At 38.1% G+C, this 22,188-nt stretch carries 19 protein-coding genes; 7 read left to right on the forward strand and 12 right to left on the reverse strand.

The window, feature by feature from the left end:
- Positions 1 to 18: 18 nt before the first annotated feature.
- The 9 genes from K5G00_RS17785 to K5G00_RS17825 form a co-directional block, all read right to left on the reverse strand.
- Entirely contained in the window at positions 19 to 1,425 is a 1,407-nt protein-coding gene (locus tag K5G00_RS17785) for a type III PLP-dependent enzyme domain-containing protein (RefSeq protein ID WP_238767534.1), read from the reverse strand.
- A 153-nt stretch (positions 1,426 to 1,578) separates the two neighbouring features.
- Positions 1,579 to 2,745 (reverse strand): hypothetical protein, encoded by a 1,167-nt coding sequence (locus K5G00_RS17790; RefSeq protein ID WP_238767535.1) that lies wholly within the window; start codon positions 2,743 to 2,745, stop codon positions 1,579 to 1,581.
- Positions 2,746 to 2,811: 66 nt separating this feature from the next.
- A complete protein-coding gene (locus K5G00_RS17795; protein ID WP_238767536.1) occupies positions 2,812 to 3,498 on the reverse strand; it encodes a CAP domain-containing protein in 687 nt (228 codons plus the stop codon).
- 2 nt (positions 3,499 to 3,500) lie between these two features.
- Positions 3,501 to 4,187 (reverse strand): ABC transporter ATP-binding protein, encoded by a 687-nt coding sequence (locus K5G00_RS17800; protein WP_238767537.1) that lies wholly within the window; start codon positions 4,185 to 4,187, stop codon positions 3,501 to 3,503.
- Between the two features lie 59 nt (positions 4,188 to 4,246).
- Positions 4,247 to 5,467, reverse strand: a complete 1,221-nt coding sequence (locus tag K5G00_RS17805; RefSeq protein ID WP_238767538.1) for an ABC transporter permease — start codon at positions 5,465 to 5,467, stop codon at positions 4,247 to 4,249.
- Between the two features lie 136 nt (positions 5,468 to 5,603).
- Entirely contained in the window at positions 5,604 to 6,824 is a 1,221-nt protein-coding gene (locus tag K5G00_RS17810) for an ABC transporter permease (RefSeq protein ID WP_238767539.1), read from the reverse strand.
- 54 nt (positions 6,825 to 6,878) lie between these two features.
- Positions 6,879 to 7,628 (reverse strand): outer membrane lipoprotein-sorting protein, encoded by a 750-nt coding sequence (locus K5G00_RS17815; protein ID WP_238767540.1) that lies wholly within the window; start codon positions 7,626 to 7,628, stop codon positions 6,879 to 6,881.
- 10 nt (positions 7,629 to 7,638) lie between these two features.
- A complete protein-coding gene (locus tag K5G00_RS17820; RefSeq protein WP_238767541.1) occupies positions 7,639 to 8,229 on the reverse strand; it encodes a TetR/AcrR family transcriptional regulator in 591 nt (196 codons plus the stop codon).
- 284 nt (positions 8,230 to 8,513) lie between these two features.
- Positions 8,514 to 9,983, reverse strand: a complete 1,470-nt coding sequence (locus K5G00_RS17825; protein WP_238767542.1) for a Gfo/Idh/MocA family protein — start codon at positions 9,981 to 9,983, stop codon at positions 8,514 to 8,516.
- Positions 9,984 to 10,218: 235 nt separating this feature from the next.
- Between K5G00_RS17825 and omp85 the strand changes: the two genes are divergently transcribed.
- The 5 genes from omp85 to K5G00_RS17850 all read left to right on the forward strand — a co-directional run bounded on the left by omp85 (position 10,219) and on the right by K5G00_RS17850 (position 15,310).
- The gene (gene omp85, locus K5G00_RS17830; RefSeq protein WP_238767543.1) at positions 10,219 to 11,565 is read left to right on the forward strand and encodes an Omp85 family outer membrane protein; all 1,347 of its coding nucleotides are present in this window, start codon (positions 10,219 to 10,221) and stop codon (positions 11,563 to 11,565) included.
- A gap of 53 nt (positions 11,566 to 11,618) precedes the next feature.
- Positions 11,619 to 12,827, forward strand: coding sequence for a serine hydrolase domain-containing protein (locus K5G00_RS17835; RefSeq protein WP_238767544.1), 1,209 nt, complete (start codon positions 11,619 to 11,621; stop codon positions 12,825 to 12,827).
- Between the two features lie 162 nt (positions 12,828 to 12,989).
- On the forward strand, positions 12,990 to 13,586 hold the full coding sequence (locus tag K5G00_RS17840) for a hypothetical protein (protein ID WP_238767545.1): 597 nt from the start codon (positions 12,990 to 12,992) through the stop codon (positions 13,584 to 13,586).
- Position 13,587: 1 nt separating this feature from the next.
- Positions 13,588 to 14,622 (forward strand): sensor histidine kinase, encoded by a 1,035-nt coding sequence (locus K5G00_RS17845; RefSeq protein ID WP_238767546.1) that lies wholly within the window; start codon positions 13,588 to 13,590, stop codon positions 14,620 to 14,622.
- Between the two features lies 1 nt (position 14,623).
- Positions 14,624 to 15,310, forward strand: coding sequence for a LytR/AlgR family response regulator transcription factor (locus tag K5G00_RS17850; RefSeq protein ID WP_238767547.1), 687 nt, complete (start codon positions 14,624 to 14,626; stop codon positions 15,308 to 15,310).
- Between the two features lie 11 nt (positions 15,311 to 15,321).
- Here the strand turns inward: K5G00_RS17850 and K5G00_RS17855 are convergent, their stop codons facing one another.
- The 3 genes from K5G00_RS17855 to K5G00_RS17865 all read right to left on the reverse strand — a co-directional run bounded on the left by K5G00_RS17855 (position 15,322) and on the right by K5G00_RS17865 (position 19,702).
- The gene (locus tag K5G00_RS17855) at positions 15,322 to 16,587 is read right to left on the reverse strand and encodes a DUF819 family protein (protein ID WP_238767548.1); all 1,266 of its coding nucleotides are present in this window, start codon (positions 16,585 to 16,587) and stop codon (positions 15,322 to 15,324) included.
- A gap of 151 nt (positions 16,588 to 16,738) precedes the next feature.
- Positions 16,739 to 18,238: an OmpP1/FadL family transporter gene (locus K5G00_RS17860; protein WP_238767549.1), complete on the reverse strand. Its 1,500-nt coding sequence runs from the start codon at positions 18,236 to 18,238 to the stop codon at positions 16,739 to 16,741.
- A 45-nt stretch (positions 18,239 to 18,283) separates the two neighbouring features.
- Complete coding sequence (locus K5G00_RS17865; RefSeq protein ID WP_238767550.1) at positions 18,284 to 19,702, reverse strand: hypothetical protein; 1,419 nt, start codon at positions 19,700 to 19,702, stop codon at positions 18,284 to 18,286.
- A 101-nt stretch (positions 19,703 to 19,803) separates the two neighbouring features.
- On the opposite strand from K5G00_RS17865, the gene proS reads away from it, so the two are divergent.
- Together proS and K5G00_RS17875 are read left to right on the forward strand one after the other, a co-directional pair.
- Positions 19,804 to 21,279, forward strand: coding sequence for a proline--tRNA ligase (gene proS, locus K5G00_RS17870; RefSeq protein WP_238767551.1), 1,476 nt, complete (start codon positions 19,804 to 19,806; stop codon positions 21,277 to 21,279).
- A 96-nt stretch (positions 21,280 to 21,375) separates the two neighbouring features.
- On the forward strand, positions 21,376 to 22,062 hold the full coding sequence (locus K5G00_RS17875) for a hypothetical protein (RefSeq protein ID WP_238767552.1): 687 nt from the start codon (positions 21,376 to 21,378) through the stop codon (positions 22,060 to 22,062).
- The last annotated feature ends 126 nt before the right edge of the window (positions 22,063 to 22,188 follow it).

Raw genomic sequence — 22,188 nt, forward strand, 5'->3', positions numbered from 1 at the left:
AGAAGTCTATCTTTAAAACTATGGATTATAGCCCAAAATATTAAACATGTCATCCACTGTTTGTTCTGTTCGGTATACGTAATCAACAAAATTACCGGTTTCATCCCGATCGATAATCACGTGTTGCGGCGACGGAATTAAACAGTGTTTTATTCCCCCGTAACCGCTTATGGAATCCTGGTAAGCACCCGTGTGAAAAAATCCAAGATACAGCGGTTCCTTTTCGCGCCCGGAATACCGGGGCAGCATGATTTGCTGATTTAAATCTTCGGAGTTATAATAATCAGAGTGATCGCAACTAATTCCGCCGATGTTTACGCGGGTGTATTCATTGTCCCATTTGTTAACAGGGAGTAAAATAAATTTTTCAAAAATTGACCATGCATCCGGAATAGTATTCATCAAACTGTTATCGATAATGTACCAAAGTTCAGCGTCGTTCTGCTGCTTTTGTTCCAATACAGAAAAAATAGTAGCACCACTTTCACCAACAGTATATTTCCCAAATTCGGTGTAAATGTCGGGCTCTTTGATGCCTTCATTATTACACATTTCCTTTATGTTTTTAACTATTTCACGAATCATATATTCGTAATCGTATTCAAACCCCAGGTGATTACGGATAGGGAAACCACCACCTAAATTGATGTTGACCAATGTGGGACATTCTTTTTTTAACTCAATATAGGTTTTCATCGACTTCTGGAATTCGCCCCAATAATATAGTGTGTCTTTAATTCCTGAATCAACAAAAAAATGGAGCATGGTTAATTCTACATTTTCCTTGTCTTTTATCTGGTTCCGGTAAAATTCAAGAATATCGGATGCTCTTATTCCAAGTCGCGATGTATAATAAGCGCTTTGTGGCTCTTCATCGATGGCTTTACGGATTCCGATTTTGATTTTTTTCTTTCCTGCCATCGAAAGAATTTTCTTTAGCTCGTTTTTATTGTCGAGAATGATTGTCGAATCGGAAAAACCCATATCCTGCAGGGATATTATTTTGCGGATGTATTCATCGGTTTTATAACCGTTATGAACCAGTTTTACCGTATTTTCGAGCTCACCTTTTTTAAAAAGATTAATAATTAAATCAATATCAAACGACGATGAGGTTTCAAGATTGACATCGTATTGCAGCGCTTTACTTATTACATGGTGGAAGTGACAGGTTTTGGTACAGTAACAATAATTGTATGTTCCCTGGTAGTTTTCAGCCTTTATCGCCCTTCGGAACAGGTTCCTGGCCTTTTTTATCTGATCCCCGATACGCGGCAGATACATCAGCCTGAACGGAGTACCATATTTCTGGATTAGATACTTTAGCGAAACACCATAAAAAGTCAGATAGCCATCCTGAAGGTCAAAGCCTTCCTGTGGGAAGTAGTAGGATTGCTCAATTAAATCATTGTACGTATTCTTCATTATTCAAAAACCCGCATAAATTATTTTTTATTTTGTTGGGTTCAAATTAATGATCTTTTTTTTAAAAAGTAAAACAATAGGATGCCGAAATTGAATGAAAGAACATATTTTTTGTTTTTTGCACAGGCAGAAGTTTCAAAAAAGGAAATTGAGTTAAAAAGCCCACTTTAACCGGGCAAAAATAAATTTTCCGTAATCGCCGTATTCAGTGTCAGAATCGCCTGTAAATAACTGACTTGTTAGCATAAACTCCCAATTGTTTGCCAGGGAATAAGTTAACGAAGGACTAATATAAGAAGACCCGTCAGAAGGATTTAGCATTCCCGATAAATTGGCAGAAAATAACGGAGTTATCGGATAGGACATCTGTGCAAAAATATTGTATTTGGCCAGTGACAACATTTTTGCGGATAGATTGAGATCGAAAATTTCGCGTCCTCCGGCCTTGCCTGTTGTACCGTTGCTGCTAAAGAGAATTCCGGTGTGGAGGTACAAACTGTTTTTCATGGTGTAGTCTCCTGAAACTGATGCTACAAAAGCTTCTTCGCTTCCGTTGTCGTTTGTTCGGGGAATAAACCATGATGCTTCACCGCGAAAACCTCCGCCTTTAATATTGCCTGCCCAGCCTCCGCCAATTACAAAATCTTTTCCAGCCCAGGCACCCAGAAACTGGAAGTCGTAGCTGAATTTTGAAAATCGATACATACCGGCTATTGATGTTTCATCGGTGTTTTTACCAATTTTATACACCAGTTCGGCTGAAGAGGTAACCCCTGTATAGTATTGTATTTTTACTGCGTCGGTACCGGGACGTTCTTCATAGTCAAAATCGAAATAGGAGAAAGAGTTAAAAATATCATTTGGATTCCATACAAGATTTACCCCCCAGTTTATACGCTGTCTGCCGGCAGTGATACTCCAGTTTCCCGACGAGTAATTGAGCCACGCGCGGTCGATAATTGAGTGTATAAACCAACCATCGCCTGAGGCAATTACTTCCGACAAGTCAAAATACCCGCGATCGACATCAATGCTTGTCTGATAAACCGGAAACTCCCGAATCATTTGCCCAAAAAATACCCGGTTTCTGGCCTCAATTGTAAAGGTAAGCTCGTTATTGGCATACCACCTGAAATTTAGGCGGTTGTGAATAATGTTTGTTGAAAGATGTTCAGCTTCAATTCCCGGAATTTGTATCTCCGGTTTGTAAAACATAAAAAGATCTTTTACATAACCGTTTAATGTAATATTTTGAAGTTGAGCACCTGATACAAAAGGGAATAAAAGAATGATGAACAAAATTTGAATCCTGGTTTTCATTTTTTATTTTTTGCCCGTTTCGTTCAACGGCATCTGCCTTTTAACTTATGTCACGTTGATTTTATATTATTTCTCAACAAAAGCTCCTGCAAAATCCATTACACTCATTATTCCGTATTCCGGATGATTGCCGGTAGCCACGCCGACTTCATTAAAATCAGGATGAAGAAAGGTTTTCCGGTGTCCGCGATCATACACTCCGTCGTCGATTAAAAGGTAGATAACGATCTGTTGTGCGGTGATTCCACCATATGCAATATTTTCAGCAATTCGTACTTTCCACTGGCCGTAACGTTCAATTCTTGTTTTTGCATTTGAACGATCACTTCCACTGTGGCCGGTTCTTCCGGTACGAGACTGATCTTTTACATGATCGTCTGCCGCTTTTGTTAGACCTCGGCTCGGATACACCAAAGAAAGCGGTCCTTGTTTTCTTAAATCACGAACACATTCGTTTAATGCACGAACACCTTCTCTTGTAAGCAAAGGCTTATCTCCCGGATAATACAACATATTTCGCTGATAATTTTTTGATAATGGAGCGATATAATCGTTGGCATATTTTGCCGGATTTGAACGAAGCTTGTTAATTTCAAATATGATTTCTTTTTCGAGAGGTGATAGATAATTTGTACTGGCAGCGGTGTTTAAATTGCTGTCCCAATTATTTGTTGTTCCGGAAAAATTTTCTTCCGAAGAAAAAAAATAAAACGGAATCCCGGCCAACCACAAAATCATCATCACTAGTTTCATATCTAATTTTTTCTTACGTCACTAATTATTTTCCCGTCTTCGAGTGTAATTATTCGATGTGCTTTATTTACTACCCGTTGATCGTGTGTTGAAAATATAAACGTTATTTTTTCCTCTTTATTAAGTCGTTCCATAATATCAAGCAAATTTTCTGTTGATTTGGAGTCAAGGTTGGCTGTAGGTTCGTCAGCCAAAACAAATTTTGGTTTTGATGCCAGGGCCCTGGCAACTGCGACTCGCTGTTGTTGCCCCCCTGAAAGTTTGGACGGACGACGGTTTACCATTTCTCCCAACCCAACTGCTTTTAACAATTCGGTTGCACGCGTGTCGCGTGCCTCTTTTTTCTCTCCCTGCAAATGCATAATAAACTCCACATTTTCCTTTGCCGTTAGCACCGGAATAAGATTGTAAGCCTGAAAAACAAAACCGATATTGTGCATCCGAAAATCGGTTAGTTTTCGTGAGGAAAGTTCAGTAATTTTTACATTGTTGATGGTGACATCTCCTTCAGTAGCATCATCTAATCCACCGATAATGTTTAATAAGGTTGTCTTTCCTGAACCGGAGGGACCAACAATGGCCGCAAATTCTCCTTCTTCAAAAGAAAGATCAACACCGTTTACGGCGTGCACCGGAACCGAGTCGCTGTCGTAGGTTTTTTGCAGTTTGCTTATTTCTATAATTTTCATCTTTTTATGATTTATTTTTTAATATTTTAAGGTAATATCCTTCTTGAGAGAGGAGCGGCTTATTCTGACCTTGTTGCTTCAGCCGGATTTAATTTTAATGCTTTTCGGGCCGGATATATTGCGGAAAGTATACCGGTTACTATTACAAGAAATCCAATAGTAAATAAAGTGTTGGGTTGTAACGATGTATAGATCTGAGAACCGAAACCGTATTTTTCCAATCCTTCAGAAAACATTGAAACATCGATCGGAGTTGTTTCAAAAAATCTGGTAACCAAAGTTCCCAAAAGAATTCCCAAAAAACCGCCTGAAAAAGTGAGCATAATTGATTCAAGGATGATCATCACAAAAACTTTTCTTTTATTCATTCCCACAGCCATCAACATTCCAATTTCTTTCACCCGTTCCAAAACAGCCATAAGCATTGTATTTATGATGCCAAAACAGAGTGCCAGCAGAATAATAAGGATAAAAACATACATGTACTGATCCATCGAATCGGTTAGTAAGGACATTTCAGGACTGATTTCTTTCCATGTCTGAACATCATTATTTCCGGCTATATTCTGAATTTCCGGTTTAATAGCAGGGGCATTGGTGCCGTCCTCCAGCAAAACCGCAATTTCGTGCGCGGTATTCTCTTTTACTCCAAGTTGTGTCCGCAAATCGTTGTAGCTTACAAATAAGTGCGTTTCGTCGTAGCCGGTGTTGGTCGTTTTGTAGATTCCTGATACCCGGTAGCCTTTTGACGACAAATTTCCATCAATGTCAACCATTTGTACATCGATTTTGGAACCCACCCGAAGCTGAAGTTTTTCAGCCATTTTTTGACCGATAACTACCGGAGGCATCCGGGTGTTTTTTTCAAGGTAGGTTCCGTCCACAAGATGTTGCCATATATCGGTTACCCGTTTTTCATTTTCCACATCAACGCCTAAAATTTTTCCTCCACCTGTGCCATGGGCAGCCATTACAAAAGGTTCGGCAATTAAACGCCTGCTTGCTGCAACTACTCCATGGAGTGTTTCAATTTTTGAAAGCATTTCCCGGGCATCAGAAATCGAACATTCAATGTTGTTGTTTTCCAGAAAGCGCGGGGCATGTACCTGCAAATGTCCGAGTTCCGATTTGGTAGCTGATTCGATGCGGGCATCAACCGCACCCTGCATAAAAGCCATGGTAAATACACCGGCAAACAATCCGATGGCAATGGCCACAATCATAATGAGGCTTCGCGATTTACTTCGCCATACATTTCGCCAGGCAATTGATCCAATCATTGTTTTAAGTTTTTGTGTGAAGTTTAAAGATTGAATTCAAGGTGCAAAACTGTTTTGTCTTAGATTCACATCTTTTTTTAAATTTAAATTTCCGTATCATATAAAATACCATCGTTAACTTTAACTGTACTTTTTTTTACGCTCGCATAGCTTTTGTAATTTTCAGCCGATGTATGTTGGTAACAGGGAAAATTGAAATGAAGATACTGATGAAAAAAACCAGAATCATCTGATTGTAAAATAAGGATGATTTCATAGAGAAAAACATATAAGGCTCCATTCCGTATTGGGCATAAGCCTCTGCCATTTCGCCTGTAAGCGGGAGAGGGTTGTTGTAAAAATAGAAGCAGAAAATATAACTGATAACCAGACCAATTAAACAGCCGATAAGTCCAATCATTATCGTTTCCAAAAATACAACAATCGAAAGCTTTCGTTTTTTCATTCCCACGGCATGAATAACACCAAATTCCCGTTTGCGTTCTTTTACCATCATCATTACTACGCTAAACATGCCAAAGGCAATTACCACATATAAAATTCCGAGCATGATAATACCACCGCCGCGGTCGCTCTGGATAAGTTGAACCAGTTCCGGTTGCATTTCGCTCCATGTCATTACTCTATTTTCCAGGGGAAGTATCTGGCTTATTCCTTTTTTAATGTGGTTTACTTTGTAGTGGTTATTTGTCATCACAACAAGCGAGCTGGAAATTCCGCTGGCAGAATAAAATTCCCTGGCTTCGTTAATGTCCGTGTAAACCATTCTTTTGTTAAAATCGGGATTGGGGTGTGTCATTATTCCAATAATTTCGAACAGTCCGTTAGCGCTTATTCCATGATATCCCTGACTGATCATTACAAGAGTGTCGCCCACGTTAAGATTTAAATATCCAGCCAGGCCTTCGGCTAGCACAACACCTTTGTCACCGGATTTAAGAAATCGTCCTCTTTTTATTTTCTGCGATATTTTAGTGATTTGATCTTCTGCTTCGGGTTCAATGCCCATAACCATAGCAGGTTTACTGTGTATATGGTCAGCCGCCAGGGCAAAAGATTCCAGCCGTTCGGATACAAGGGTTACATCCTTTACATTTTTAATTTTCGATTTTAAATCATCGGAGGCTTTGAAGCCATTATCAATGGTGCGTTCTTCCCAAAATGCCGTGTCTTGTACCTGAAGGTAGCCACTGTAAAATTTAACCGAATTGTCTATCATACTGTCATAGGAGCCCTCTTGCATCGAACGCATCCACGAAGCCAGCAGTACACTGAAAACGATAGAAGAGATTGCAATAACCGTCCGTCGGCGGTTTCTCCACAGATTTCTCCAGGCCAGTTTTATGTTTGTTTTCATATTTACTGTTTTTATTTCAGTTTAATTACTACTGAAAACTGCAACCGCCAAATTTTACCGGATCCTCCTCATGTTTTGCTGAGAAAAAAACGATTCTTTTAAATTCACATTAAAATTAATTTCCTTGAAGATCAGTATGGTTTTGTTGCCTTCGTCATCCGCCGGAATCATTTCCAAATGTGTAGGTATTTTACGATCATCCATTTGTTTTATTTCAGAAAGGACTTCAGTATTTACAAGGTAGTTGTCTTCATCGTAATATTCTGCCTTTAACCAGTGATACTCTTCTTTCGAAATCCACATGATTATTTTTCCCCAAACAACAGGAGCATCATCATATGGAATTAGTTCAACTTTGTAGCATTCATAACCGTTGATTGTTTCTTCTCCCACCAATCGCTGCTCGTAATCTTTTACGAGAGACGACTCCCGTACAAGATCGTCATTGGTAAAATCAGACCCCATCCACGACTGCATCATCATTGAAGGCGGGATTTTGATCATTCGCTCGATGCTGGGTACCCAATTCCACATTTCGTTGTGGCGTTTAAGAAAAACCTGGCCTTTTTCTTTGGCCGGCGCAGTAATATAAATCATCGAGAATTCGTTTCCAAGTGTCCAGTTTTTCATCGTAACTTCACGCGACCACATTGGCCGCTGTATAATCATTGTCATTTCTCCGGTACTGGAGGTTCCACGAAATTTTTCGTCAGCTTGTTTTACAATTTCTTTGATATTTATATCCTGGGCAATTGAAACAAAAGTTCCAATTGAAAAGAACAGAAGGAGTAGTATTGTTTTCATGGTGTAACTATTAGTTGTTTATGATTTTAAAGCATGCATCTATTACTTTCTCTTCCATAATATCCATTGGAAATACATCCGGGGCTGCAACAAAATATAAGAACGCTCCTTCAATCATGGCACTTATTGCCATCAAATCTCCTTCCGGGTCGTCACTTCCCTGAGATTTTATAAAATTGTACATCATCAGAAATACGGGTTCGCCTTTTATTTTGTATTCTTTTGAAAAGGTTTCAGCAACATGTGGCTGCACTAAAAGTGAAAAGAAGAGTCTCCAATGTTGCAAATTTTTGCGAACCAGCGAGAAACTATATTTTATAAAATGAATAAACTCCTCTTTGTTTACAATACCATCTTTGTTTAAATCCAGGCTGTCGAAAATGGTGTTGAAACCATGTTGGATTAATTCGTCTAGTATCTCTTTTTTGCTCTCGAAGTAATTGTATGTAAGTCCTTTTGAAATACCTGCCTTTTTTGCAATTTGACTTATCGATGTGGCGTGGAACCCTTTTTCTGCAAAGAGTTCCAACGCTGTTTCCATAATGAGTTCTTTTTTCTGTTTTCTGATATCGTCAAATTGTTTTGCACTTCGAGGAGACATGTTTCTATATTTTTTTGACTGAACGGTTGGTCAAAAATAGAGAAGGATTTTGAATAACACAAGAGTTAATGTGTTAAATTAAAGTTAAGAGTGACCAATTGGTCACTCTTAAGCAAAATAAAAAAGTGAAACGCTTTAGGGGTAAATTTTTTCTCAGTTGTCTGTTTAATATAGCTGTGAATTTTTTTCATAAATTGATAAGTGTTTGGTTTAGTTACGACAAGAAGAAAGGGCAACGTTAGCGGTTGCCCTTTTTATTTTACTGATATCGTTTTTCTTTATTTTTAAACATTTAGCTGACTTTCTGCCTCTGCTGTAACTCTTACACTTGTCGTTCCACCTTTTGATAAAGTAACGTCGACAGGAGTATTTGTTTTCCATGCACCATTAGTGAAATCAGGTACTTCTATAGAATTTGATTTATTTGCTACTGACCATTCGCTTAACGGAGCAATTACACTCCAAAGCGCTGCATCATAAACATCCTGATCGAGAGGAATACCGTTTCGTAAACAATCAATTAACCGCCAGTCCATCATAAAATCCATTCCGCCATGTCCACCTACTTTTTTGGCCATATCGCCAACCAACTTTACAATTTTAGGAGTGTATTTTTCTTCGAGAACTTTCATTTCATCTTCTCCGAACCAACTGTGTCCTTTTGCGATTTTTCCCGGAGTTGGATATTTTCGCGCCATACCCTCTGTACCGCTCACCAGGTGAATTCGGGAATAAACACGCGGACTTGTTACATCGTGCTGTATCATTATGGTTTTCCCTTTATTTGTTCGAACCATAGTGGTATTCATATTTCCCCGGTAATTATTGGTATTGAACTCATTCCAGAAATCATCTTCCGCCGCCAGTTCCTCTGCTCTTTTTGCCATCTGAAAATCGAAACTCGACATTGAAGTCAGATAATCCATCTTGTCACCACGATTTACATTCAGAATCTGACACACCGGGCCTAATCCGTGAGTGGGGTAAAGGTTTCCATTTCTTCCCTGGTTTTCACGTAGTCTCCACATGTCAGAATATCCGTCTTTGCTAAGATTACTGTCAATTAAGGTATGAATGTAAGCACCTTCTGTATGCACAATCTCTCCAAAAAATCCCTGGCGGGCCATATTAAGAGTGAGTAATTCAAAGAAATCGTAACAACAATTTTCAAGCATCATACAATGTTTTTTTGTGCGTTCAGACGTTTCAACAAGTTGCCATGCTTCTTCTACCGTAACAGCCGCCGGGACCTCTGTTGCAGCATGTTTGTCATTTTCCATAGCATAAACGGCCATTGGCGTATGTAAACTCCATGGAGTACAAATGTAGATTAAATCAATATCCGGGCTTTCACACATTTCTTTCCATGCGTCCTCGCTTCCTCCATATTCTTTTGCTTTGGGGAGACCATGCTTCTCAAGAATTTTCTGACCTTTTGCTACTCTGCTGATATCCTTGTCGCAAAGACCAACAATTTGAACACCTTCAATATTCGATATTCTTTCTACTGCGCCCGGGCCGCGGTTTCCCAAACCAATGAATCCTATTCGAACGGTTTCAATTTTAGGTGCTGCGTAGCCACTCATATTGAACACCGAAGGGTGCGAGGCCAATGCCGACTCTTTTATACCGGCCAGATTTGACTCGGCTTGCTGAGAAGAGGCGGTTTGTGTGCACGACGAAAAACCACCTGAAATTACGCCTGCCCCGGCAACTCCGGCAATCTGAAAAAATTTTCTTCTATTTGTTTTCATTATCTACCTGGTTTAAGTTTTGAATTTATTTCAAAAGTTTATGCAATGAAATTAAAAAGTTTTAAAAATAAAAATAATAAAAGTCAATTTCAATTGATTTTATAAGTTTATTATTCCACATTATAATTTTTTCTATATTAGTTTGATAAAACTAAACTAATGCTTTATCAGAATATTTTTATAATTAACCCGACTTATCCTCTGTCTTTTCTGAAACTAAATTAAACCAATTCATATGAAAAAGTATTCTTTTTTATTGATTTTTGTTGTTGCTTTCTGTAATGTTTTTGCGCAGGAAGAGGTTACAAAAAGTGGCTGGAATTTTGGAGCTCTGCCTACAATAACTTTTGACACCGATCTTGGATTCCAGTATGGAGCACTGGTGAATTTGTACGATTATGGTGATGGGAGCCGATATCCAAATTACAATCATTCTTTATATTTCGAGGTGTCCAGGTTTACCAAAGGAAGCGGAATTAACCGGTTTTATTATGACTCAGACAAATTAATAAAGGGGCTGCAAACATCGGTTGATATTAGTTTTTTGTCTGATCAGGCCTATGATTTTTATGGTTTTAACGGGTACGACGCCGTTGTTAATTCCGACTGGTTTGACGATGAAAGTAATGCGTACAAAACCCGGATGTTTTATAAATACGATCGGAAAATGTTTCGGTTTAAAGTCGATTTACAAGGCCGGTTTTCAGGGGAAAGTTTGCGATGGGCGGCTGGTGTTAATTTATTAAATTTTAAAGTAAGTTCGGTAAATATTGACAAACTCAATAAAGGGAAAAGTGACGCTGATAAGTTACCTTCAGTTGAGGAGGAGCCTGGCTTGTATGAAAAGTATCAGCAATGGGAAGTCATTTCGGAAGAAGAATCTGACGGTGGATTTGTTCCGACTTTTAAGGCCGGTTTGGTATACGACACCCGCGACAACAGACCAAATCCGATGAAAGGAATTTGGACGGAAGCTGTGGTTGTTGGTTCTCCTGAATTTTTGGGTGGCGAAAGTTCATTTGCAAAACTGAGTTTGACACATCGGCAATATTTTACCATAATTCCCAAAGATTTATCACTGGTTTATCGTTTGGCCTATCAAACTACAATCGCAGGCGACGTGCCTTTTTATTACCAAACCCAGGTTATTACCTCAGTGTTGAAAGGCGCTGCTTCTGAAGGATTGGGGGGTGCAAAAACCTTACGCGGAATTCGAAGAAATCGGGTTGTTGGAGATGGTTTTTTTTATGGAAATATTGAAGCTCGCTGGAAATTTGCCCGCTTTCAATTTATAAATAACAATTTTTATCTGGGTTTAAATGGCTTTGTGGATTTTGGTCGTGTTACCGATAAGATTGATATAAATAAAGAAAGTGTGGTTACTGAGCTTGCATTATGGCCAGGTTATGAAAGTATGAATGACTATTTCGATTCCGACTCGGAAAGTATGCACATCTCATATGGTGCCGGATTGCGCGTGGTAATGAACCAGAACTTTATTGTTGCGCTTGATTACGGAATGGCAGCCGATGACCGCGATGGAGATTCAGGGATTTATATCGGGCTGAATTATTTGTTTTAAAATGTATTTTATGGTTTTGACTTGCTGACTTTTAATAAATTAAATACCAAATTATGAAAAGAAGACTATGCCCGCTGGCGATTATATTATTGATTTTTTCGCTGGTAGCTTGTAATCAGACAGCGAAACAAGATATAAAAGTTGTTCATGGCCTTTCGAAAGACACGTTGGAGGCTGCGCTTGATGCTGTGCGAAATTATGTTGATGATGGAAAACTGGCCGGAGTTTCGGTAATGGTTATTAAAGACGGTGAAACTGTACTTGAGAAACAATATGGTTATGCTGATTTGGCTGAAAAACAACCCATTGACGATCAAACGATTTTCAGGGCTTTTTCGATGACAAAACCCATAACTGCTGCTGCATTAATGATTTTGTACGATGAAGGCAAATTTCAACTGGATGATAAAGTAGCTGACTATATTCCTGAGTTTGGCAATACGCAGGTATACAATTCCGAAACCAAAACACTGGAGCCACAGGAAAAACCGATGACAATCAGAAATTTACTTACACATACCTCTGGACTGACGTACGGTTGGGACATGAATTCTTATGTTGATTCATTGTACCGCGTTTCCGGTGCAAGTGGTTGGAATGGTGTGTTAGCAGACAAAATGAAGGAGTTGGCTGAAATTCCATTAAAGTATCAGCCGGGAACAAAATGGGAATACGGTTTGTCGATTGATGTTGTTGGATATTTGGTTGAAATCTTATCTGAGATGCCTTTAGATGAATTTTTCAGAACCAGAATATACGATCCTTTAAAAATGGATGACTCGGGCTTTTATGTTCCGGAAGCCAAGCACGACCGGTTTGCACGTATTTATTCAAAAGATGAGAATGGCAATTTGATTAGTCCTGAAAATGGAATGCAGGACAATTTTAAAAGACCAGCCACACTTTTTTCCGGTGGTGGTGGTTCGGTTGCTACTGTAGAAGACTATTCGCGGTTCGCCCAGATGCTGCTTAACGGCGGCGAATTCGAAGGAGCCAGAATTTTAAATGAATCGACTGTGAAGATGATGATGTCGGACCAATTACCGAAAGAGGTAACCTATGAAGAAACCGGAGGTTACGGACTGGGAGGTTCTTACAACATAGAAAACGGTCAGTACGGATGGAGTGGGGCAGCATCTACTTTTTTTACAGTGGATACCAAAAATAATATGATTGTGTTGGCATTTACTCAATTTATGCCTTTCGATATTAGCTACGCACTTGAATTTAACAAAATTGTGCACCGGGCAATAGTTGAATAATCATAAGTCAATTTTGCTAAAAACTAATACAACCTGCTACTCTCGTGGCAGGTTTTTTTGGAAAATTTCGATCTCAACGACAAAAACTTCGATCACAGCGAAAAAAAAAGGGAATGATTGAATGTCCACCTAGATTTGAATCAAAATTTTAAATCAGTAAAAATGAAAACACGGAATTTGTTGATTGTATTTTTTATAGCAGTTTTTTTATCCAGCTGTGTGGTTTATTCCTTTTATCCGTTGTATAACAAGGAAGATTTGTTTGCAAACGACATTTTAACCGGTAAGTGGACGGATGACGACGGAACACTCTGGAATTTTGAACATACCTATTTGGGAGAAAAGGTACCGGAAAACATCGACAGTACTTCTTACACTTTGTTTTTGAAAGATAAAGATGAAAAAGAATCGGAATTTAGTGTTCATATTGTAAAACTGGGGGGACATTATTTCCTCGATTTTTACGTGGAGGAATATTTTGATGATGACAACCTGAATTTGGCTTCTTTTCATATTATACCGGTTCACACTTTTGCAAAGCTTACTGTGGAGGAAAACAAACTAATAATTAACTGGTTTGATCAGAATTGGTTGGAAGATTTAATCAAGGAAAATAAAATCCGGATTCATCATGAAAATAACGGCGATGTAATCTTACTTACTGCAAAACCTAACGAGTTGCAAAAGTTTGTTACAAAATATGTAAATTCGGAAGAAGCTTTTGAAGACGGGCTGGAAGCTGTTCTTACAAGGCAATGAAATGACATTAAATTTTAAAGATATATTTAATCAGTTCATCAGAAACAGGATATTGCAACATATCCTGTTTTGGGCGTTGTCGTTTTTAATCCTTGTTAATATCCTGAAGGTTTCAGCCGAAATCAAAAAGATTGATCTCATTTATACAGCTGTTTTTCACTTGCCCGTTTTTCTGATTGTTTACCTTAATTTGAAGGTGCTTTTCCCTTATTTCCTTGAAAAAGGAAGGTATTTTTTGTTTGTGGTTTTAGCGTTGACCGTTATAGCTGTTGGAGCGGGTTTTTATCTTATACTTTTTAACCAGTGGATTGATTATATTTTTACAGGTTACTATTTTATAGCTTTCTACAGTTTTTGGGACATTTCACTGTATTACCTGATTTATATTTTTTTAACCAGTCTGCTCCGGCTTGCCCGCGGATGGTTTAAACTTCAGGAAATAGAGAACGAAAGAGCCGAAACGGAATTGAAAGCCTTGCGTTCGCAAATAAATCCACATTTTTTGTTTAATTCTTTAAACAGCATTTACAGCCTTTCTCGTAAAAACTCGCCTGCAGTTCCCGAAAAAATAGTACAACTGAGCGATTTAATGCGGCATATTATTTACGAATCGGATGCCAATTTTATTCCCCTTGAAAAGGAAATTGAAATGGTTCGGAATTATATTGAATTGCAAAATCTGCGAACAGTTAAGACGGAAAAAATAAATTTGGAAATAAAAGGTGATATTCAAAATAAAAAAATAGCACCGCTTGTTTTTCTTCCATTTGTGGAGAACAGTTTTAAACACGGACTAAAAAGTGGTGCCGAAAATGCATATGTTAATATTTGTGTTCGAATTCGGGAAACTGATATCGTTTTTGAAATCGAAAATACAAAAGGAGATTCACCAGTTTTAACTGATTCAAAATACAAAGGAATTGGTATTCAGAATGTGAAAAAGAGATTGGAGCTTCTTTATCCCAACGCACATAAATTTGAAATAACGGAGGATGAAAAAAGGTTCAAAGTATTTTTACAAATTTATTTGAATTAATATGCAGTTAAGATGTTTGATAGTTGACGATGAACCGCTTTCACAGGACGTAATAGAAGAGTTTGTGGAAGCATGTCCTGAACTGGTACTGGCCGGCGTATACGACAATGCGCTTGAGGCCGGTAAAAAACTGGCCGAAGGAAAAATAGACCTTCTTTTTCTGGATATTAATATGCCCAAACTATCAGGCATTGGTTTTGTAAAAAGTTTGAAGGAACCTCCGCTGTTTGTATTTGTAACTGCTTATCCGGAGTATGCAGTTGAAGGATTTGAAGTTGATGCCGTTGATTACTTGTTAAAGCCGGTTTCATTTGAACGTTTCAGGGCGTCAGTAAATCGCGTTTTGGAGAGGATTTCTGCAAGAAATGAAAATAAAAATGACCATGGACATATTATGCTGCGCGCTGATAAAAAGAATTACAGAGTTGATTTTAATGAAATTTTATTTCTTGAAGCTCAGGGAGATTATGTGAAATTTGTTACTACAAAGGATTCTTTGATGGTTCATGGAACAATGAAAGAATTTATTTTGCAATTACCTGTTGAAAAATTTGAGAGAATTCATAAATCCTATGTCATATCACTCTCAAAAGTTGTCTATCTGGAAGGGAATCAGGTAAAAGTTGGAGACCATAAAATTCCGGTGAGTATTAACTTCAGGGAACAGCTTATTCAAAAATTAAGCTAACCCAGGATTTTTCAATGTAATATGGTCGCAATAAATATTCCAAGATAGTTTCCAAAAGCATACCCCAGGATTCCAATGGTTAGCCCTGAAATAATAACGTTCTTGTTTTTTAGTGCACCTGCAACCGCCGGAACAAATGGAGGAGAGTAAGTAAGAGCAGTTATGGCGATAATGGTTGTATCTGCATCTACCTTAAAAATTCGTGAAAGAACGACATGAATTGCCATTGAACCAAACACGACCAACAACACAAACAAAAATAATTGCAAAAATTCAATCTGGAACATATTACTTAGATTAGCCATTGACGAAACGACCAAAGAAAAAACAATAATCAAATACATCCCAAACTGGAAACTGTTTGAAATTCGGTTAACCCGCTTTATCAGCGAGGCTCCTAATCCCAAAGTGGTAATAGCTAGGATTGCTACCATTGTGGAACTCGATTTGGGAACAAGCAAACTCAGTCCTCCGCCGACGGCAAAGATCAAAACTGTTAATCCCAATGATTTAAGCAAGTCTGGTACCGATTTTTTTTTGAATAAATTATCAAAATTATCCATATCGTTTGTTTCATCAGCGAGATGAAAAACATTTTCGCCTTTTTTAACCAGTCCAAATTTTGGGAGGAAAGTATGGAAAAGTCTTTGTGCCATGGTCATTAAAAAAAGCAAAGCAACAGAACCGATAATCAAATCGTAGGTGTGGGTAAGAATAAAAATATTAGGACTGACATCGAGTGCGGTTCCTATCGCAGCAAGGTTTGGTGTTCCTCCTGTATAAACTCCAATTAACATTCCAGCTACTTTCCACGACTCATCTATTTTTTCTGCAAACAAATAGTAGCCTAAAAGAACAGAAATAACCAAAGAAACCATTGCCAGAATCAACGATAAAACAGCTCCTTTGGCCAACTTTATCCATTTGCGCAAATTGAGCGAAAACAGCAACAGAGGAATCGCCAGCGGAATAATTATAGTCATTAGAATATCCTGTATATTTGCAATTTGGTTTACCAAAATATCTGATTCAACAATTTTTCCTGAATTTAACAAGTTGGTAAATTCTTCTTTGGGCATTACTGTTCTCGTGCCAAGTAACTGATGGAAGGTGCTACTTGCTGAAGGAAATATTCCTACGTTACCAATTAAAAGTCCTAGTGCATAAGCTAAAACAACAGAACCAATTCGGTTTAGTGTGTTTGAAATTTTGCATAAATAAATAAGAAGGACCGGAGCGGTAAAATAGAAAAGAATCAGAAAAAGTACAACCAGCATATTTTCTCAGGTTTATTATTGAGCAACAAACATAAGAAAAATGTATTTAATTTATATTCCTGTTAAGATGGAATTCCGGTGATAGAAAGAGAAAACAAAAAAGGCACAGATCATATAACCTGTGCCTTTGAATGAATAATTATTTTGATTCCTAAAATTTAAATCCAAATGTAAACAACAACCGGTTTTTTACGGTGTTGAATTCTGCCATTGCAGGATCGGCATAATTACTTGTTACAGGCGCCGGGTAAAGCATATCGTAGGCCAGCATGTCGTAGTAACGGTAAGCCATATCAAAGTAAAATCCTCCGTTTCGGTAACCCAAACCGGCAGAATAGATATTTAATTTAGAATCTGCATTGGGTTGGCTTGCACCGAAAGCCTCGTCGTTATATGCTGATGGATATAACTCGTAGCCAGCACGCAGACTAAAAGCGTTTGTCAAGCGGTATTCCCCACCTAATCTTAAGTTGCCCACAGCCCGATAAGCTTCTGTTATTTCCTGATTTTCGGCAACATAATCATAACCATCTCCACCTCTGCGTAAGCTTGCACTTCCGTAATCAACATATTCATAATCGATACTTAACAAACCTTTTTTTGCAACAACAAATGCAGCACTTAACGTTGCCCGAAGTGGTGTTTCCAAATCATAATCGTATTCCTGAAGATAATCAGGAATTGCGCTGTAAGGTACAGTTGAACCATCATCATAGGTAATAGATGAGCTCATTTTGGTATCGAAAACATCATGGAGGTTATAAAATGTTGGTGTGTGTACAGATGCTCCCAGACGAATTTGATTAGTTGGTTTAAATATAATACCCAATTTTACATTGTAGCCATTTCCTGTTGTCCGTAGTTTACTGTCAAACTGCAATTCATTAAAGTAGTCAATATCGTTATTGTCATCCCACTCAATTAATGTAGAGTTTTCTTTATAATAAATGTCAGTAATACCAACTGAAGCACCAAGATAAAGTTTATGGTTAAAGTTTAAACCTACACCAAGAGTATATTCATCAATCGATCCCTGGCGGGTGATACTTTTTTGCTGGCTTTGTCCATAACCTCCTTCTTCGATATCGTGCCAATAAACACCGGTATTTTCATCTTTCAAAAGAAGATCTGTATTTGACGCCAGTTCCTCATAATAGTCACTCCAGTTTCCCTGATTGGCATTCGATGCAAAGTTATCAAGTATAGAACTTTGTGCATTGTGTCCAACAGCAATGGCATTGCTATTAAAATCTTTTAGACGATTATAGCCAATTCCTACGTTTATGCTAATAATTCCTGATTCACTCCTGTTGCTGGTTGGAATGGCAGTCACATAACTAATATTATTGAAAGAAAATTTAAATTTTTCATCGCTCATCGATGTTCCCAAATAACTGGTTTCAACCGAAGTTTGTCCAAAAGTAGGTGTTAATGCCAGTTCTCCGGATCGGTAAACTCCGAGTCCGGCCGGGTTAATACTGACAGAGGTGAAATCACCTCCCAAGGCACCAAACGCATTTCCCATGCCACCCGAACGGGCTGTTCCCTGCACCTGAAAATTAGAATAGCGTAGTGCATCTGCTAAATCCTGAGCTCCTCCCAAAAAGGGCACAAGAATAGCAATAGCTAATATTGATACATATTTTTTCATGGCAAAAATGAATTTTGTTTGTATTAATTTACTGCTCATTAATTGTTATCTTCTGCCTGAACCTGAAGATCGTGAGCTACTACCAGAACTTCTTGAACCACTGGAGCTGCTGCCTGAGCTCCTGGATACACCTGAATTTCTGGAAACTCCCGAACTCCGTGATCCCACAGAAGAAGATCTGCTTGGACTACTGCTACGATATGTACTCGTAGATTTAGTTGTAGACGGTGTTCGATAAGTACGTGTCGAACTGCTTGAACTCCTGTTATAAGTGGAGCTTGACCTATATGATTTGTTGTAGCTCGAAGTCGTTTTCGGACTTACATATCTTGAACTACCTGAAGAAGACCTTGAACTTTGTGAGACAACCCTTGGTCTTGTATAATTTGAACTTGATGGTCTTGTATAAGTCGTGGTTCTGGTTGTAGTTGAACTACCGGGTCTCGTATAACTTTGAGTTGATGTACGCGTACTTGTGTTTCTGGAAGTAGCAACATTTCCTGATCTATTAGCATTTGATGTCGCTCTTCTTCTTTCTGTTAAAACATCATTTGAACCCGATTTTGTATCAGAAATCATACTTCTTCTTGTGTTTGAAGTTGTATTCGCGTCTCTCACTCCGGAACTGGAAGTACTTCTTCTGGAGTCTGTAATCACTCTGTTTGAACTTGCACTTTTATTTCTTGCAGTAACTGATGAATTTCTACGGTTGTCATTATTTCCGTAAACTACATTTGTACCCGTAGATCTTCTCTGTCCGTAATTGACTCTTCTACCGGCATAATATCCTCCACCATAGTAATTGTTGTAATATCCTCCGTAATATCCTCCATGGCCGTAATAATGTGGATATCCCCATCCATAATAAGCATAAGGTCTATACCAGTAGCTAGAGTAATAAGGATACCCCCATCCCCAGCTATAATAGGGGGAGTACCATCCTCCCCATCCCCATGACATTGAAAAAGAGGGGTAATACCATGATGAGTAATAATAAGGATCGTAATTCCAGCTATCCCAATAGAAAGGATCATAGAAAAATGGATTATGGAAACGACGAATCCGATAGGCGTAATCAAGTTCTTCCCCGTCGTAATAATTGTTTATCACGTATTTAACTTCGTCGTCGTTATAATACATTGTAGTATCACTTCCATACATTTCCATTTGATCCATATTATATGAAAGCGCATCTGCATCTTCTTCAGTTCCATCAAAAATGTAGTTGTTCATTGTATTTGAACCATCTTCATTTTCTTCAATTTGACTGATTATCATCCTGTCGGCTGATTTTGTTTGGGCGGGCGTTTCCTCCACTACCGATTCTTCCACAACAATTGGTGGAGGAACATCTCCCGGGTTGAAATAAATGTCATCCGAATAACTACTCGTGACATAGGACCCGGTAGAACATGCACCGAATATGAGTGCAATTCCCAGCAATATCATCAATTTTGATTTCATAACTTGTCCTCCCTGTTTATTTAATGTCAATAATATTTACTTTATTTGTAAGCTCAAAATATCACTAGTTAAAAAGCAAAATCTGTACCAAATTAGTAAAAATGGCGAGAGAATTAACACCACGTAAAGAAAATTATTCACAGTGGTATCAGGATTTAGTAATTAAAGCTGATTTAGCTGAAAATTCAGCAGTAAGGGGTTGTATGGTTATAAAACCCTATGGTTATGCAATTTGGGAGAAAATGCAGGCCGAATTAGACCGTATGTTTAAAGAAACCGGGCATGTAAATGCTTATTTCCCGTTGTTTATTCCAAAATCATTTTTTAGCAAAGAGGCAGACCATGTGGAGGGATTTGCCAAAGAATGCGCGGTTGTAACCCATTATCGTTTGAAAAATGACGAGGAAAACGGTGGTGTTGTGGTTGACCCTGAGGCAAAACTGGAAGAAGAGTTGATTGTTCGCCCGACTTCGGAAACAATTATTTGGAATACTTATAAAAATTGGATTCAATCGTATCGTGATTTGCCTATTCTTGTTAATCAATGGGCAAATGTGGTGCGTTGGGAAATGCGCACCCGGCTGTTTTTACGTACTGCTGAATTCCTTTGGCAGGAAGGACACACTGCCCATGCAACAAAGCAGGAAGCGATTGAAGAGACCGAAAAGATAATAAATGTATATGCCAATTTTGCCGAAAACTACATGGCGGTTCCGGTAATTAAAGGTCTGAAATCAGAAAACGAGCGTTTTGCCGGAGCGATTGAAACCTATTCTATTGAAGCTTTGATGCAGGATGGAAAAGCCTTACAGTCAGGAACTTCTCACTTTCTTGGGCAGAATTTTGCCAAAGCTTTCGACGTGAAATTTGCCAGTAAAGAAGGAAAAGAAGAATATGTTTGGGCAACGTCATGGGGAGTTTCAACACGTTTAATGGGCGCACTTATTATGGCCCATTCCGACGATAACGGTTTGGTACTTCCCCCAAAACTTGCACCTTATCAGGTAGTAATTGTTCCGATATACAAAAAAGCCGAACAGTTGGCAATTATTTCTGAAAAAGTGGACGAAATAGTGAAAAAACTCAGGGCAAAAGGAATTTCTGTGAAATTTGACGACAACGACAATAAAAAGCCAGGTTGGAAATTTGCAGAATATGAACTAAAAGGTGTACCTGTTCGCTTGGCAATGGGGCCTCGTGATTTGGAAAACGGGACTGTTGAAGTTGCACGAAGGGATACGTTGGAAAAAAGTGTGGTTGAGATTGACGGAATTGAAGATGTAGTGGAAAATCTTTTGGAAGAAATTCAAAAAGGTATTTTTAAGAAAGCATTTGATTTCAGAGCTGCCAATACTACCAAAGTGGATACATGGGATGATTTTAAAGAGGTTTTGAAAGATAAAGGTGGTTTTATTTTGGCGCACTGGGACGGAACATCCGAAACTGAAGATGCGATTAAGGCAGAAACCAAAGCAACCATACGTTGTTTACCGCTTGAGTTTGAAGAGGAAGAAGGTGTTTGTGTTTATTCTGGAAAAACTTCAAAAAGAAGAGTTCTTTTTGCTTTAGCCTATTAATCAAAAAAATATTTACAGGAAAGCAGCTCAAATGGGCTGCTTTCTTTTTTTAATACAAATTGCTTTGCGTATTTTTAGAATCAAAATAAAAACACAATGACTGAAAAAGAAATCCGCGAATCTCTTTTGGAAGCATTCGTTATAAAATCAACGATTAAGCAGAAGGTTTTTGAAAATACCGAGCAAACTTTTGTTATTTTAAAAAAGGTGTTGAAACAGCTGGAAAAAGACTATTTGTCAATTGTTAAAGAAAAAGTGGCGGTTTCGATGTTACCTTCTTTTAAAGAAAGGGGACCTTTTGAAGCCGAGTTTAAGATTGGTGGCGATTTGTTAATTTTCAGTATGCATTCCAATGTTTTTGAATTTGACGATAAGCATCCGGTTTGGAAAACAAATTATATAAAAGATGACCCCCTGCGTTCTTACTGCGGAACTATAAATATCTATAATTTTTTGGCCGATTCTTTTAAATATAACCGTGTAAGCGATTTGGGATATTTGGTAGCGCGTATTTTTGTAAATAAGGAGAATCATTTTTTTGTGGAAGGAAAACGGCAATCGGATGAAGTTGTAAAAGATTTCGCCATTGATACCATTTCCCCGGGGATTCTGCGGCAAATTATCGAAACAGCAATTCGTTACAGTATTGAATTCGATTTACTGGTTCCCCTGTACGATCAGGTAAAAATGGCAACCGTTGAACAAATGCGACAAAAAATCAGTCACTCTAAAATGACTACAGGAAAAAGATTAGGTTTTGGATTTAATTCCGATGATGTATAGATTTCAAATTATAAAAACTGCATAAAATAATATGAATACCCGTATATTTACCTAAGATAATTATCTTTGGAAAAACGCATAAATTATGAGCTTAATTGATTTCATATCTCAATTTCCTGATGAAGA

Origin of the sequence: Maribellus maritimus, from assembly GCF_022267315.1 — a bacterium.
Classification (GTDB): domain Bacteria; phylum Bacteroidota; class Bacteroidia; order Bacteroidales; family Prolixibacteraceae; genus Draconibacterium; species Draconibacterium maritimum.

Excerpts from the sequence above, each read along its gene's own strand:
- omp85 (WP_238767543.1), top strand. The coding sequence starts at position 10,219 with ATGAAAAAGTATTCTTTTTTATTGATTTTTGTTGTTGCTTTCTGTAAT.
- K5G00_RS17860 (WP_238767549.1), bottom strand. The coding sequence starts at position 18,238 with ATGAAAAAATATGTATCAATATTAGCTATTGCTATTCTTGTGCCCTTT.
- K5G00_RS17865 (WP_238767550.1), bottom strand. The coding sequence starts at position 19,702 with ATGAAATCAAAATTGATGATATTGCTGGGAATTGCACTCATATTCGGT.
- K5G00_RS17800 (WP_238767537.1), bottom strand. The coding sequence starts at position 4,187 with ATGAAAATTATAGAAATAAGCAAACTGCAAAAAACCTACGACAGCGAC.
- K5G00_RS17855 (WP_238767548.1), bottom strand. The coding sequence starts at position 16,587 with ATGCTGGTTGTACTTTTTCTGATTCTTTTCTATTTTACCGCTCCGGTC.
- K5G00_RS17820 (WP_238767541.1), bottom strand. The coding sequence starts at position 8,229 with ATGTCTCCTCGAAGTGCAAAACAATTTGACGATATCAGAAAACAGAAA.
- K5G00_RS17835 (WP_238767544.1), top strand. The coding sequence starts at position 11,619 with ATGAAAAGAAGACTATGCCCGCTGGCGATTATATTATTGATTTTTTCG.
- proS (WP_238767551.1), top strand. The coding sequence starts at position 19,804 with ATGGCGAGAGAATTAACACCACGTAAAGAAAATTATTCACAGTGGTAT.
- K5G00_RS17815 (WP_238767540.1), bottom strand. The coding sequence starts at position 7,628 with ATGAAAACAATACTACTCCTTCTGTTCTTTTCAATTGGAACTTTTGTT.
- K5G00_RS17805 (WP_238767538.1), bottom strand. The coding sequence starts at position 5,467 with ATGATTGGATCAATTGCCTGGCGAAATGTATGGCGAAGTAAATCGCGA.
- K5G00_RS17845 (WP_238767546.1), top strand. The coding sequence starts at position 13,588 with ATGACATTAAATTTTAAAGATATATTTAATCAGTTCATCAGAAACAGG.
- K5G00_RS17825 (WP_238767542.1), bottom strand. The coding sequence starts at position 9,983 with ATGAAAACAAATAGAAGAAAATTTTTTCAGATTGCCGGAGTTGCCGGG.
- K5G00_RS17790 (WP_238767535.1), bottom strand. The coding sequence starts at position 2,745 with ATGAAAACCAGGATTCAAATTTTGTTCATCATTCTTTTATTCCCTTTT.
- K5G00_RS17810 (WP_238767539.1), bottom strand. The coding sequence starts at position 6,824 with ATGAAAACAAACATAAAACTGGCCTGGAGAAATCTGTGGAGAAACCGC.
- K5G00_RS17850 (WP_238767547.1), top strand. The coding sequence starts at position 14,624 with ATGCAGTTAAGATGTTTGATAGTTGACGATGAACCGCTTTCACAGGAC.
- K5G00_RS17875 (WP_238767552.1), top strand. The coding sequence starts at position 21,376 with ATGACTGAAAAAGAAATCCGCGAATCTCTTTTGGAAGCATTCGTTATA.
- K5G00_RS17785 (WP_238767534.1), bottom strand. The coding sequence starts at position 1,425 with ATGAAGAATACGTACAATGATTTAATTGAGCAATCCTACTACTTCCCA.
- K5G00_RS17840 (WP_238767545.1), top strand. The coding sequence starts at position 12,990 with ATGAAAACACGGAATTTGTTGATTGTATTTTTTATAGCAGTTTTTTTA.
- K5G00_RS17795 (WP_238767536.1), bottom strand. The coding sequence starts at position 3,498 with ATGAAACTAGTGATGATGATTTTGTGGTTGGCCGGGATTCCGTTTTAT.